The organism is Bradyrhizobium sp. YR681 (assembly GCF_000282615.1).
Classification (GTDB): domain Bacteria; phylum Pseudomonadota; class Alphaproteobacteria; order Rhizobiales; family Xanthobacteraceae; genus Bradyrhizobium.
In genome coordinates, this window is sequence record NZ_AKIY01000255.1 from 1 (window position 1) to 14,428 (window position 14,428).

Sequence of the window (14,428 nt, forward strand, 5' to 3'; positions counted from 1 at the left end):
ATCGCGATTCGCATGAAAAACTCTTTCCGTTGAAGACGGATGTCCCACTGAACATCCTAGACCATTTCTCTATCCGACCGCTCGCCCAACATTAGGGCAAGTTGCTGCGCGAACTGAATAAACCTTAGCCGCTCGACGTGACAAGAACCGCATATATCGCGTGAAATACGCGACATGCAATTGTTGCATTCTACGTATGCGCGAGATACGCCGCATATGCGCGCTTCAAGCCGTCTTGAAGTGAGGTCGTCGCGCGCCAGCCGAGCTGTGCGAGGCGGCTGACGTCGAGCAGCTTGCGTGGCGTTCCATCGGGGCGTGTGGTGTCGAACGAGATCTCGCCGCTGTAACCGACGATGTCGGCGACGACGCGCGCGAACTCGGCGATGGTGATGTCCTCGCCGGTGCCGATGTTGACCAATTCTGAACTGGAATAGGTCTTCATCAGATGCACGCAGGCATCCGCCATGTCGTCGACATAAAGGAACTCGCGCCGCGGCGTACCGGTGCCCCACACGACGACGTTCTTCGCGCCCGAAACCTTGGCCTCGTGGAAGCGCCGGATCAGCGCGGCAACGACGTGGCTCATTTCGGGATGATAATTATCGCCGGGGCCGTAGAGATTGGTCGGCATCACGCTGATGAAGTCGCTGCCGTACTGGCTGCGATAGGCCTCCACCATCTTGATCCCCGCGATCTTGGCGATGGCATAGGGCTCGTTGGTCGGCTCCAGCGGGCCGGTCAGGACCGAGTCCTCGCGCAGGGGCTGCGGCGCCAGCTTCGGATAGATGCAGGAGGAGCCCAGAAACAGCAGCTTCTCGGCGCCGTTCTGATGCGCGGCCTGGATCGCGTTCGCCGCGATCGCGATGTTGTCGTAGATGAACTCGGCGCGCAGCGTGTCGTTGGCGACGATGCCGCCGACCTTGGCGGCGGCGAGGAATATTACTTGCGGCCGCACCTTCGCGAACCAGTCGAACACGGCGGCCTGGTTGCGCAGATCCATTTCGCGCCGCTCCGCGGTAACGAGCCTGACGTCCTCCCGTGCGAGCCGGCGCACAAGCGCGCTGCCGACCATGCCGCGATGGCCGGCGACGTAGACGCTTCTGCCCTTCAGCTCAAACGCTGCGTTTGCCACGGCCAGCATCCCGCTTTGCCTCGGCCAGATCGCTCGCCATCATCTCCTCGACGAGCTGGGCGAACGTCCGCTTCGGCTTCCAGCCGAGCACCTCGCGCGCCTTGCTGGCATCGCCGACGAGAAGATCGACCTCGGTCGGGCGGAAATAGGTCGGATCGATGCGCACCACGGTCTTGCCGCTGTTTTCGTCGACGCCGGTCTCGTCGACGCCTGCCCCGCGCCAGGCGATGCGGCGGCCGACCTGCGCAAAGGCAAGCTCGACCAGCTCACGCACCGAATGCATCTCGCCGGTGGCAAGCACGAAATCATCGGGCTTGTCGGCCTGCAGGATCCTGTGCATGCCCTCGACATAGTCGCGCGCATGGCCCCAGTCACGTTTGGCCGAGAGATTGCCGAGATAAAGCGTCTCTTCCAGGCCGACCTCGATGCGCGACACGCCGCGCGTGATCTTGCGGGTGACAAAAGTTTCGCCGCGGATCGGGCTCTCATGGTTGAACAGGATGCCGTTCGACGCGAACATGCCGTAGGCTTCGCGGTAGTTCACCGTGATCCAGTAGCCGTAGAGCTTTGCGACGCCGTAGGGCGAGCGCGGATAGAACGGCGTGGTCTCCTTCTGCGGGATCTCCTGCACGAGGCCATAGAGCTCGGAGGTCGAGGCCTGGTAGAACCGTGTCTCCCTCTCCATGCCGAGGATGCGGATCGCCTCGAGCAGACGCAGCACGCCGATGGCGTCGGCATTCGCCGTGTATTCCGGGCTCTCGAAGCTGACGGCGACGTGGCTTTGCGCCGCCAGATTGTAGATCTCGGTCGGGCGGATCTGCTGCACCAGGCGGATCAGATTGGTCGAATCCGTCATGTCGCCATAGTGCATCAGGAATGGCACGTTGCCGACATGCGGGTCCTGGTAGAGATGATCGACCCGCGCGGTGTTGAACGAGGACGAGCGCCGCTTGATGCCGTGCACGACATAGCCGAGCGACAGCAGATATTCGGCAAGATACGCGCCGTCCTGCCCGGTCACGCCGGTGATGAGAGCGATCCGCTCACGCATGCCGATACGTCTCGATCCTATCCCAGAGATGGTCGGGTGCCTCGACAGGCCCCTGAATTGTCATTTCGACGGCGAAACCGCGCGTGAACAGGCTGTTTCTTGGATATATCGGCGAGCCGGGTCAACCCCTGAAATGAGGAAAAACCTGTCAAAAGAGGCGCCAGCGAGGCCTAAATCAAGCCGCGGGCGTCTTGTCACGAATATAGCGGCAATTATTGCGGATACCCGACCGCGCTCACCACCATCGATGCATCCGGCTTCGAGATCGTGACCTGGACCGTGGAGGTCCCTTCGTCGCGGCGGTTCTTGCCGACGACGACCAGGGTGAACTTGTCAGTGCCGGAAAAATTGGGTTTGGCGAAATATCGGAAGCCCGGGCCGACCAGCACCAGTTCGCCGTTGCTCGGTTTTTCGGAAATCGAGACGCTGTAAATCTGCATTGTCGACCAGCGCAGCCCCTGGATGCAGTCGGCGCCCGGCGCGATCGTCATCGACCATTCCATGGTGTCACCAGCAAGCTTGTAGGGCTTGATGTCACGCATGCAGTTTGGCGTTGCATAAGCATTGAAAGCCGATGCCAGGATCATCAGCGAAGCGATGGAAACTAAACGGCCAGTGTGCGACATAACGGTCCCCTCTCGTAGTCGGCGGAGCGACAATGCGAGCGGCGGGCTGAAAAATTGATAAGAGACGACGTCACCTTCACGCTGTGCTTAACACCGCGCTAAGCGCTTCGATGCGCGTGGCACCCGACCAGCATCCACGACATGCATGACGGTGCCGCTCTGCGGCCTACACGAGGCCAACCAGTGCATTTGCCGAGCGCAAATATCCCTGGGTTCCAGCCGGTCGACCATTGACGTTCCGAAATGGATATCCATGTCGAAAGGCATGAGATACGCGATGCACATGCTGCTTGCCTGCGCGTGCCTGACATTCGCCAGCAATCAGGTGATGGCCCAGGGAACGCAGCAACCACCGTACAGCGGCGCGCCCAGCGGCTATGTGGTTGCGCCTGGGCCGACCGTCTCGACCAGGCCCCAGAGCACCCCGAACCGGCCCACGAACTATTTCTCGCCGGCCGATCCGTCCTTCGTCGGCCCCAATGCCACGGGCTGTTGCAGTTCCGTCAGACGGTCCGGCCGACGTTAATTTTCGGCAAACTTGGCGGCGGACGCGACACCCATCTTGCGGGCGTGCCCCTCTTTTGAGACAAGGGGGGATTATCGTTAACGTGGAGTATCGCGTGGCAGGCCTGATCTTGATTTTGGCAGTAGCCGGGCTTTCATTCGCAGCCGGTTATACGACCAGAGAGTTCATCTCCCGCCGACGCAGGGAAAGATCACTCAGATTTAGACCCTATTTGCCACCCGCCGGGCTGAGACAACCGCCCGCGTTTCTGCTGCGAAATAGCCATTTGGCATCGAGATCCGCGCGCCAAGGCGCCGCGAGCAGCGCGCCTTAGGCTGTCCTGTCAATCAATGTGTCCTTCGATGAGGTGGCAGGAGATGTTCAGGGTTGCTGGGATCGCCGCTCTTGTCGTGGTGGTCAGCGCGATCGACGCCGTGGCCGCTCCGAGCGCCGAAACCGCCAGGAAATGCATGCACTATTCCTACATCGCGTTCCCGTACAAGCGGCCCGGCGCCGTGCGCATGAGCGGCGATAGACAAGCCTATTTCAAGGATTGTGTTGCCAAGGATGGCAACGTACCGGAGCCTGCTGCCGTCCAGGAGCAGTGACAGACCATCCGTTCAGGTCACTTGCCGCCGTCGTCCATCTTGCCGTTGTTTGCGACGCATTTGTTGAAATAGGCGGTTTGATCGCGTCCAGAGCCCTTGGCGCTGCCGGCCGCGGGGTTGGCAACCTCACGGGGCGGAAATTGCTTCGTGGTAAGCGCCTTGCAAGTCCTGGCCAATTCCGCTGTGATCGCCCAAGCCCGATCGGGGGTAATGACGGCTTGAACGCAAAGCACTCCAATCGCGCCAGCAACGACCTTCCATCCGAGCACCATTGTTCTCCATCTCCCGCGCAGAGCCGACGACCTCGGCTTCCGATATCTCCCTTTGAGAGCGCCCGGCAAGTGTCACGGCCCAATTTTTCGTGATTTTCCAGCTTTCGCCGTGCATCTGCAAAATCGCGGTCGAGGATGTCCGCGCCCCGCCTCCGCCCGCGGAGCCATTGATCCCGGCCGCAGCGGCGCGAACGACGGCCATACGAGCCCGTCGCTGCGTCACACGTGCAACAGGTGACCCTGCGCCCACGCATGGGCCTCCGTCGTTACTGTAAAATCAGCGGGGTGGACATGAGCGTCGGACTCATGGGCGCCGACGTCGAACCCAGCCTGGTCGAGTTTATGAAACGAGAAGTCAAATTCACCCCCCGAGCCGCTCATAGCTGACGTCTGCGCGTGTGCATCCATCGTCTTGAAAACGAAGCCATCGGTCGCATGATCTGCCGCCGGCCCGGCCGCCACTGGCCGAACTGCGGCAGGTTCAACAAAATGAAAGCCGTCGAGGGGAGGATCAATGACCAGTGTGCCGCCGGTGCCATCGCTGGACAGATTGAACGTCGATGTCAGGTAGTTTCCAACCAGGTTGATGTTGGCCACGTGGCCGAGACCGTCATTGACCGTCAGCACTCCTCCGGTGCTCGTGCCCGAGAAACTGACGGTTGTGCCTGAACCATAGGAAACATCCTTCAAGTCCAGAATATCCGAAGCGTTCGGATCCCCATTCCCGGTCAGTCCGTAGATTTTGCCGGTAAACTGCGTGGCATGGTCAAGGATCAGCGTGCCGGTGTTCGCCTTGAAGGTGACGTCACCCGAACCAATACCGGTCAGTTCGACCTTGACCCCAGCTTCGATGGTGATCGCCTGGGTCACCTTGGCAAGAGTCAAAGTCGCATTCTTGGCAATGTCGACAATCGAGGATGACGACCCGATGTAACCGTCGCCGTTGAGATCCTGATAGAAGCTACCCTCCAGCGTCTTGATCGACGTCGGTGTCAAGTCGGTCGAGCTCAGACAGTTGCCGTTGCTGTCCGTCGTCCATAGGACGTAGCTGGCGCTGATACCGTACTTCCAGACCACTTGATAACCGCCGGACGCTGCTTCCGCTGCGATGGGAGTCCAAGCACCGATCTGTCCCGGAGTCACGGGGCTGCCGCTCAACTTCAGGATCGGTCCCATACCGCCTGACGTCGGGCTCATAAAATAATTGCCCTCCGACAACACGAGACTCGTCGATCCGGCCGACTCGATCGTCGTGCCCGCCGCAGCCGAGCCCGAGATCACGCCATCACCGTTGAGGTCTTGATGGAACGTACTCTCCAGCGTCGCAAGCGATGCCGACGTCATATCGGTGGAGCTAAGATTGTTGCCGTTGCTATCTGTGGTCCACAGCGCATAGCTGCCGCCGCTCCCGTATTTCCAGACCACTTGATAGCCGCTGGAGACCGCCTCCACTCCGATTGGCGCCCAGGCACCGAGTTGTCCCGAGACCACGGCGCTGCCGCCCAGCTTCAAGGTCGTTCCCGTGCCGCCCGAGGCGGGGTTCAGAAGATAGTTCCCCCCCGATAACATGAGACTGACCGATCCGGCCGACTCGATCGACGTGCCGGACGGAGCCGAGGCCGAGATGACGCTATCGCCGTTGAGGTCCTGATGAAACAAACTCTCCAGCGTCGCGAGCGACACCGACGTCACATCGATCGAGCTCAGGTTATTGCCGTTGCCGTCCGTCGTCCACAGCGCGTAGCTGGTGCCATTTCCGTATTTCCAGACCACCTTGTAGCCGCCGGAGACGGCCTCCGCTGCGATCGGATTCCAGGCACCAAGCTGTCCCAAAGTCACGGCGCTGCCGCCCAGCTTCAACGTTGGTCCCATGCCGCCAGAAATCGGGTTCATGAGGTAGTTGCCCGCCGACAGCACCAGGCTTGTCGATCCCGCCGCTTCGATCGTCGTGTTCGAGGATACCGATGCCGAGATCACGCCATCGCCGTTGAGGTCTTGATGAAACGTACTCTCCAGCGTCGCAAGCGATGCCGACGTCACATCGGTGGAGCTAAGATCGTTGCCGTTGCTATCTGTGGTCCACAGCGCATAGCTGCTGCCGCTCCCGTATTTCCAAACCACTTGATAGCCGCTGGAGACCGCCTCCACTCCGATTGGCACCCAGGCACCGAGTTGTCCCGAGGCCACGGCGCTGCCGCCCAGCTTCAAGGTCGGTCCCGTACCGCCAGAGGTCGGATTCATGGAGTAATTGCCCGCCGAAAGCACCAGACTCGTCGATCCTGACGCTTCGATTGTCGTGCTAGGGGGCGAGGGCGGCGAAATCACGCCGTCGCCATTGAGGTCCTGACGCAAGACTGATTCGAACGATTTCAGCGTGCTGCTGCTTCCCGACACCGTCCCCGTCAGGTCTGACGTGAAATTCCCACTGCTGTCGACGTTCCAGACGAAATACTGGTCGGCACCTGAAGCCTTCCAGACGACGTTGTATCCAGTTGCCGTCTTCTCTGCGGAGATCGCCGAAAACGTGCCGAACTGTCCCTGCTGCACCGGCGCTCCCGAATACTTCAGGACAAGATCGACCCCGCTATCCGAGAGATAGTAATTGGTACCGGCCCGGATCAGCGTGGTGGTACCAGCCGACTCGATGGTGGTGCCGACGATCGGATCCAGCACGTTGGAAATCTGGCTCACGTTTCCAGCGGCATCCGTCGCAGTGGCTGAGAAGGCATGAGCGCCATCAGCCAACGCTCCGGTGTTGATGATCCATTTTCCGTCCGAAGCGGCAATCCCGGTACCGAGCAACGTCGCACCTTCATAGAGCCGAACGACGGTCCCGGCCTCCGCGGTACCGGAGACATCGATCGAGCTGCCCAACGCCGAGACGTCTGCTTGGACGACGGGCGCCTCCGGAGCGACCGTATCCACGACCACCTTGGCGCTTGCAGACGGCGCACTCAGGTTTCCCGCTGCGTCCATCGCTTTGGCAATGAACGAATGCGTGCCGTCGACCAGGGTCGGCGTTGTGTAGGACCAAATGCCGCCGGCGCTGGCGGTTGCGGTACCGACCAGGGTCGAACCATCAAAAATCTTGACCGTGCTGCCCGCTTCCGCCGTACCATTCAGCGTAACATGGCTGGCATTGGTGATGCCGTCGCCCGGGGTGTTGCTGTCCGGCGAAAAGCTTGTGATCGCGGGCGCGGCCGGTGCTGTCGCGTCCACGGTCAGATTGATTGCCGAAGACGTTGTGCTGGCGCTCCCTGCGCTGTCCACCGCTTTGGCTGTGAAGGCGTGGCTGCCGTCTGCGAGGGATGCCGTGGCGAAGCTCCAGGTCCCGGAACTGCCGACGACGGCCGTGCCGATCTGGCCGGCACCGTCGAAGATCTGGACCGTCACGCCGACCTGGGCCGTTCCGCTCAGCGTCACAAGATTGACTTTCGTCAATCCACTGGCGAGGCCGGCGCTGTCCGAGGACGAGACTGCGATCGTCGGAGCAAGAGGCGCCGCCGTAGCCGGACTGGACGTGGCCTTCGTGACGGTCAGGTCGAGCGTGTGAATTGACAGCGTGCCTGCCCCCGATCCGACCTCGGCTCCGAACTCCAGCGAGGCCAGGTAATCGCTGTTGGAGACCACGCCGAGGCTTTTGAGCTTTGCCAGGATCGAAGCGATATCGATCTGGCCAGCTGTCGAGTCGGTATCGAGGACGACCGCCGTATAGGGCCGCGCTCCGGCCTGATAGTAGATCTTGGCCGAAATCACGCCGTCGCTATAGGTGCCGATCTGGCTGCCGAACGGACTGAGACCACCCTTGTGCAGCCAGATCATCACTTCATTGGTGATCGTGCTCGCATCGCCGTTCGGGCGGCTCGTCAGCCAGAGATCGAAGGCGACGTCGAAGCCTGAAAGATTCCCGTGGTACTCGACGTCGTATTTGACGTTGAGGCTGCCAAGGCTGGACAGTTGTATCGCAAACGAATTGCTGGCCGAGCTCGACGTGGCCGCATATGGATTGAGGCCGTAGGAAATCTCCTGATAGGCCCGGACCATGGGATTGGGATCGATGACGACCGGAAACGACCAGGTAAAGGTGGTTTGCTTGGTCAGATCGGCGGCAGCATAGGACGTCGAGACGGAGTAGTCCGTGCCGTAAACCAGGCTTCCCGGATTCCAGACGTTGTTGACGATCGTCCAGCCATTCGCGGTAAACGCCTTGGCCGGGCCGACCATTTGGGACAGCGCCGTGAGGGATGCGGGAGTGCTGGGCTGCAGACCGAAATCATACGCGCTCAGGCTAGACAGGCTCACATTCCGCAGCACGAGGCTTTCGCCATTGGCGAATGCGAATTTCAGGTCCGCGCCGCTCTGCGTGGCCAATGCCGTGAGCTGATCGAAACTGGTGATCCCGTAGCCTTGCAGCTTGATGATGTCGTTGCTCGGCGCGAAGTTCACGATGGCGTCAGAGCCATTTCCCGCCTTGACGATGAACAGATCGGCCCCGGCACCTCCGACCAGAATGTCGGTGCCCGCACCGCCATCCAGCGTCGCGCCGACGGTGCCGGCGATGATGATGTTGTTGAGAGCGTTGCCCGTTCCGGAATTTGCGCCGGGCGTGTTGAGGATCAGATTTTCGACGTTGTTGGGGAGCGTCGCGGCGCCCCAATAATTCACAACGATCGTATCGGTACCCTGCCCGGCCTGTTCAATGACGGTCTCGCGATTGTCCCACAGATAGTAGGTGTCGTCGCCGAGACCTCCGATGAGAACATCACCGCCGGCGCCGCTGAACGCGTCGTTACCGGACGTGCCGGTCTGGGTCTCCGCCCCCGTCGTATTGATCGCCCATCGGGTCGTCGTCCCCGATGTCGACAGAGTTAGTCCATTCGCAGTGCTGTACGTCGTCATATGCCCGTCCCCCAAGGCACATGAAAACATTCATTTCCAAATATCCGGGGGCGGGATTGCAGCTAATCGTTCGGACCCGATTGAGACTTCGGTAAGATTTTCAGAAAATGAACAAAGATCGCGGAAGGCGTGGAAAGCCCTTCAACTGCCATATTCGGCTGAGAAGCAAGCCTTGGCGTGAAGACCAACGCAATCCATGTCCGAGGCCGTCAATGAGAAGCGCAGCGATTATCGTCTTGTTAGCTTTGTTCGGCTCCGGGCCGAGCGAGGCGGAGCAATTGTTCTCGACGCCGCTGCGGGATGCAGCGGTCAATCACGATCTCGCGAAGGTGAGAAAGATGCAGTCAAGCATCTCGCGCCGCGCGCAGGCAGATTCCGCTTCTGCGTCCGAGAACCAGGACCTCAACGGCGCGCAAACTCAGCCGCGCACTGCCGTGCGATAGCCGGAGACAGCGCTCACCGGTAATCTACGGAGACCGCGTTCACCAGGAACGAGCCCGTTCCCTGCGCAGGCTCCACACCGAGCGAATGGCCATTGTAATACTCCTCGCCGGTCAGGATTCCCTTGGACTTCAGGAAGAGATGCATCGCCTGGAGATCGATCGAGCCCTTGGCAAGATCGGCGTGGTTAACCGGCATGAACAGGATATCCGGGACCTTCGGCCTGCGATCGATCGCCACCTTCCATTGCACCCCGGCATGCTCGAACGTTCCGATCGGCGTCGCCGTGTTGAAGTACTTCACAGAATATTCGGGCGTACGGAGAAACACCTCGATCTCGAACAGGCGCGATGTCCAGCCGCGAGGAGCCTTGGTGAGAAAGTAATCATAGATGACGTCGAAGCCGTTGTGTGTCCCGGAAAAGGTTAGATCGTGCGAGACAGACAATTGCTGGATTTCGTTGATCCGCGAGGGCCGAATTTGCCGTTGCGGCACGGTGTTGAAATAGTCGCCATAGCCCGCGGCCTGGAGGAAGCCGACGATGAATTTCGGATCGCGGATCGGCCAATTCCAGGTGATGGTCGTCCCCGCCGGAAAATTCTCGGGATCCACGGTGAAGCTCTGATCGAAGTCCTTGCCGGCGACGTATTCCCGCTTGTTGAAGGGATCCATGAATGCCGTAAATGGACCCTTGGTGAATAATTGATGATCGCCGAAGCGGCGCAGTTCAGCCGCGCCGGCCCAATCGACGGTCAGCAGGAAGGCGGAAGCGAGGACGAAAGCTCGCGGGATTGGACGCATATCAGCTCCTTCTCGATCCAGGATGTGGAGTCGCGACCGTCGCACCCGACCTCAAAATGCCGGCTCAGCAAAGCAGGTTAACGACCAAATACGAATAGTGTCCGCTCGCCACTCGGCAGCCGGGTCCATTGAACGGACGGCTACTTGTCGCAGCTGCTCTTCCACTGGCAATGCCCGTAGGTGTCACAATCCTTGATCGGAGCGCATTGCGACCGCCCCCCCTCGCCGATGCGCATCGGCTTCTGACGGAAAGTCGTCGAGCACGAACGAGCGGGGCAGATCGGAGCAATGTCATACGGACCGCTGCAGATGGCGCGGAAGGCACCATCGACGCATTGGCAAAAGCATCCGGCCCATGCCGCGGATGGCATCGATCCGATTGCGATAAAACCGATCAGCCAGGCGGTTCTCACCAGACTTCCAATATGAAAATTCATCCAGAGCCTCAGTGACCTTGTTGCGATGCCCGCGGAATCTTGCACGAAAACGGTCGAAGGAAGCAAGCCAGCCGTCCTGCTTCCAAAGGTCTCACGACATTACGTTCTCGTGACGCAGATACGGACATCTTGCCGCGACACAGCGGCTAGTTGAAATACTCGCGAAACTCGAACCTGAAATCCTTCGCATCCGGCACGATGCCAAAGATCTCGCGGCGCTTGGTGTAGGCTGCGACGGCGATGTCGTTGCACTTGTCGGTGCCCAGATAGCAGGCCCGCAGCTTGACCGGAACGCTGCATGAATTGTTGACGATCAGGATGTGGTCGTAAAGTTTCGGATTGACGACCTGCGACTTGGCCTCCCCGAGCACGTAGACGCAGGGGCGGCCGGAGGAATCCATATGCCGCTGCGGCGTCCGGGACGAACCGAACCTCATGGACGATGAGTTGGTATCCACGCTGAGGCCGGGCGTCGAGCCGACGACCGAGCCTCCGGTCAGTCCCGGCTTGTCGACCTGAGCGTGCGCCCCATCGTGAGCGGCCAGCAAGGCGCCAAGGCCGATAGCCACCGCATAAGCGAATGATCGAATCTTCGACATTGCCAAACTCCAGCTCGGCTCAATTCCAGTATCGCTGCGGGCGCGGCTCGGCATTGGGAATATCGACTCGAATTCCCTGGTCCTCGAGGAGTCTCGCGAACTGTTCGCGATTGTACCGCCCGACGTCCGCAAGTCGTGCGAGCAACTGCTCCCGCACCGGCCACCCCGGACCCGCAAGGTTGGCAGCGGCCAGGTCGACGAAGCCGGCGTCCACCAACTCTGTAAATTCGGTCAGCACCTTTTTCTGTAGCTCGCTACCAAGCGACGGAAACACGGCAAGCGCAAACCGGTTCCGACGAAGAGCGATCCAGCCTTCATTCGGTCCGGTCTCGTAGGACATCTCCAGATAGCGGAGAGCCTTCTCAGACACCCCGGAGCTGGATACTTCGATCCAGTACCGCACAAACCAGAAGAACGGGTCGTACGGAGAGCAGCTGATGGACTTGCGGATCGCGCCGCGCAGATCGCTGGAGAGCTTGTTCAACGCGAGCCGATCCGTCTCGCCGCCCTTGATCTCGTACAACTGCACTTTCACGAACACGGCGCTGCGGATCGCAGGGGTGTTGCAGTCCGCAGCAGCGATCGCGCGATCCGCGTCAGGTTCGACCCCCTCCAGTACGCTCGGCTGGAAAGTCTCACCGAGCGATATCCGGGACCCGACGGCTTCGAGATCCCTGAAAGGAAAGACGCGCTGATACGTGCTCACGCTCCAGGAGATCGTGAGCACGCCGGCCGCAACGAACAGCAGCTTCAGAAAGGCGCGGGCTATCGACACGGCATCGCCACGTCTCAATCCACGTAGCCGTATCTCGAATAATAGGAATTCCCGTAATATTCGGAGTGCCGCAGATCGTAGCGGCTCACGGCCTTCATGTTGGCCTTGTTGAGCACGCAGCCGATCGTCCTTTCGGTGACGTTCGGGGCGTCGTTCAACGCCATCTGGACGACGTCGATCTTGGTCTTACCCCACTCGACGATAAGGAGATAAGAGTCGACGAGACGGTTGGTTGCGCGCACGTCGACGATCGGAGCCATCGGGGGCAGATCCACGATGATCCTGTCGTACGAGCCGCGCAGGCCTGCGAACAGCTTCTCGGTGGCCTGCCAGAGCATGATCTCGTGGCTGTGAGGCAGCCACTGATCGATCACGACCGGAAGGAAATCGAGGCCGGTTTCCGGATCGGTCCAGAGCGCGTCCTGCAATGCCACGTCGCCGGAGATGACGTCCACCAGTCCGGCCTTGGCACCCGGCGTAAGCTGCTTGGTCAACGACGGATTGCGCAGGTCGCCGTCGATGAGCAGCGTGCGCGTGCCGCCATGCGCGATGACGCGGGCGAGCGAGGCTGCCGTGCTCGATTTGCCCTCGTTGGGAAGCGCCGAGGTGATGCCAAGGACGTTGTTGGTCCTGCTCGAACCATGCAGGTCGGCGGCCAGCTTGATGGCCCGCAATCCCTCGGCAAACCGCGAGAACGGGGCTTCCATCACGTAGCGCATCGGGCTCGGACGGAACACCAGCGGACGGTCGATCGCCGCCAGCCGCTCGTCTTCGCGCGGCGGGCGACCTGCTGGCCTTTGCGGCGGCGGCGAGCGGACCGCACCATCCGGCGCTTGCTTACCCAGGGCGCGGGCAACCATGCCACGCACGCCGCGGGAAGATTTCGCGCCGTCGAACGACAATTTCGGCAGCACGGCGATGCAATCGAGACCGAGTTCGCGCTGCACCCTCGAGGCGGTCCGGAACGCACGGTCCGACATATCCCTGAAAACCGCGAGGCCGAATGCCAGCGCGATTCCACCGACGAGAGCGCCCGGCATCACAATCAGCATGTTCGGGAATGACGGCTTCAGCGGCGGCGTGGCCTGGGTGATCAAGCGGGATTCAGTGATCGGGAACGACTGCTGCTGCACGGAGACCATGTAGAGCTGCAGGAAGTTGTCGGCGAGCGCGCGATAGCTCTGCGCGTTGCTTTCCAGCTCTCGCAACGCGATCTGGGCCTGGCTCGTGTCGTTCGAGGCCTTGACCGTCTGATCCAGGGTCTTCTGCGTGCTGTCCTCCTTGGAGGAGGCGATCTCGAGGTCGCTCTTGTAGGTTTCGGCGATTCGCTTGAGTTCGTCCCCGATCGACCGGCGGATTTCCCGCATCTGATCGCGCAGATTCTTGACCGCGAGGTGCTGCGGCCCGTAGCGATTGGACCAGTCGGCCTCGCGGTTCGAGAGATCGAGATATTGCTGGCGAAGCCGCGTGATCACGTCGTTATGGAGGGAGTCGGCGACGGCTCCCACTTCGGTGATGATCGTGCCGTCGCCATTGTCCTTCTGAAGAATCCCGTTGATGCGATCGAGGCGCGCCTGGGCTTCGGCCTTCTGGGCCCGCGCGATCGTCAGAGCGCTGTTGATTTCGGCCAGTTGCTGCTCGTTGAGAAGGCGACCGCCGGTATCGACGATGTTGTTGTCGGCCTTGTACTGCACAACGGCTCGCTCGGCCGCAGAGGCCTGAGTCCGAAGCTCCTTCAGCCGGTCCTGCAGCCAGATAGCCGCGCGACGGGACGCCTGATACTTCGATTCGAGTTGGTCGTTGATATAGGCTTCGGCCACCGCATTGGCGATCTTTGCCGCGCGGTCGGGATTTTCGGACTGGTAGTCGATCTGAATGACATACGACAATCCCAGCCGCTTCACGGAGAGACGCTTCTGAAACTTCTCGAGCGCCTTGCGGGTCAATTCGAAATCCGACCGCGGGCCATCTGACAGCAGAGACCTGATCGCACCGAGGATAGCACCTGGAATGCCGCCGCCGGGACCAACGAACTCGTCGAGTTCGGTCAGTCGAAGCTGCTTGATGACGTTGAGCGCGATCGTTTCGGACTGAAGGATTTCGACCTGGCTGTCGACTGTTCCGGTATCCAGCGGCGATTCGGTTCCGAGCGGAGCCTGCTGCTGAATGGTCTGCACCTTCTTCGTATCGATGATGAGCAGGCCGGTCGCGGTGAAGCGCGCGGGAGTCGTCAGCATGATGACGCCACCAAGAAGAACGCACACGAGCACCACCGTGACAAG

Annotated in this window: 11 protein-coding genes; 2 read left to right on the forward strand and 9 right to left on the reverse strand. The window is 60.7% G+C overall.

What is annotated here, in order from left to right:
• Positions 1-190 precede the first annotated feature (190 nt).
• The 3 genes from fcl to PMI42_RS27645 form a co-directional block, all read right to left on the reverse strand.
• Positions 191-1,141 carry a GDP-L-fucose synthase gene (gene fcl, locus PMI42_RS27635; protein ID WP_008140363.1) on the reverse strand — a complete coding sequence of 317 codons (951 nt, stop codon included), beginning with the start codon at positions 1,139-1,141 and terminating at the stop codon, positions 191-193.
• The gene (gmd, locus tag PMI42_RS27640) at positions 1,113-2,183 is read right to left on the reverse strand and encodes a GDP-mannose 4,6-dehydratase (protein ID WP_008140366.1); all 1,071 of its coding nucleotides are present in this window, start codon (positions 2,181-2,183) and stop codon (positions 1,113-1,115) included. Before gmd ends, fcl begins: the two co-directional genes overlap by 29 nt.
• A 212-nt stretch (positions 2,184-2,395) precedes the next feature.
• A complete protein-coding gene (locus tag PMI42_RS27645) occupies positions 2,396-2,809 on the reverse strand; it encodes a hypothetical protein (protein WP_008140368.1) in 414 nt (137 codons plus the stop codon).
• A gap of 882 nt (positions 2,810-3,691) precedes the next feature.
• Here PMI42_RS27645 and PMI42_RS27650 point away from each other — a divergent pair.
• Positions 3,692-3,922, forward strand: a complete 231-nt coding sequence (locus PMI42_RS27650) for a hypothetical protein (RefSeq protein ID WP_008140372.1) — start codon at positions 3,692-3,694, stop codon at positions 3,920-3,922.
• Between the two features lie 17 nt (positions 3,923-3,939).
• Here PMI42_RS27650 and PMI42_RS27655 read toward each other — a convergent pair whose 3' ends face one another.
• The gene (locus tag PMI42_RS27655) at positions 3,940-4,194 is read right to left on the reverse strand and encodes a hypothetical protein (RefSeq protein WP_008140374.1); all 255 of its coding nucleotides are present in this window, start codon (positions 4,192-4,194) and stop codon (positions 3,940-3,942) included.
• 219 nt (positions 4,195-4,413) lie between these two features.
• Entirely contained in the window at positions 4,414-9,093 is a 4,680-nt protein-coding gene (locus PMI42_RS37550; protein ID WP_008140375.1) for an Ig-like domain-containing protein, read from the reverse strand.
• A gap of 212 nt (positions 9,094-9,305) precedes the next feature.
• On the opposite strand from PMI42_RS37550, the gene PMI42_RS27665 reads away from it, so the two are divergent.
• Positions 9,306-9,536 carry a hypothetical protein gene (locus tag PMI42_RS27665; protein WP_008140378.1) on the forward strand — a complete coding sequence of 77 codons (231 nt, stop codon included), beginning with the start codon at positions 9,306-9,308 and terminating at the stop codon, positions 9,534-9,536.
• A 13-nt stretch (positions 9,537-9,549) separates the two neighbouring features.
• Here the strand turns inward: PMI42_RS27665 and PMI42_RS27670 are convergent, their stop codons facing one another.
• The 4 genes from PMI42_RS27670 to PMI42_RS27685 form a co-directional block, all read right to left on the reverse strand.
• Entirely contained in the window at positions 9,550-10,335 is a 786-nt protein-coding gene (locus tag PMI42_RS27670; protein ID WP_008140380.1) for a hypothetical protein, read from the reverse strand.
• Positions 10,336-10,918: 583 nt separating this feature from the next.
• Positions 10,919-11,371 (reverse strand): hypothetical protein, encoded by a 453-nt coding sequence (locus PMI42_RS37555; RefSeq protein ID WP_008140385.1) that lies wholly within the window; start codon positions 11,369-11,371, stop codon positions 10,919-10,921.
• Between the two features lie 19 nt (positions 11,372-11,390).
• Positions 11,391-12,146, reverse strand: coding sequence for a hypothetical protein (locus PMI42_RS27680; RefSeq protein WP_008140386.1), 756 nt, complete (start codon positions 12,144-12,146; stop codon positions 11,391-11,393).
• A gap of 14 nt (positions 12,147-12,160) precedes the next feature.
• On the reverse strand, positions 12,161-14,383 hold the full coding sequence (locus tag PMI42_RS27685) for an exopolysaccharide biosynthesis protein (RefSeq protein ID WP_240535290.1): 2,223 nt from the start codon (positions 14,381-14,383) through the stop codon (positions 12,161-12,163).
• Between the last annotated feature and the right edge of the window lie 45 nt (positions 14,384-14,428).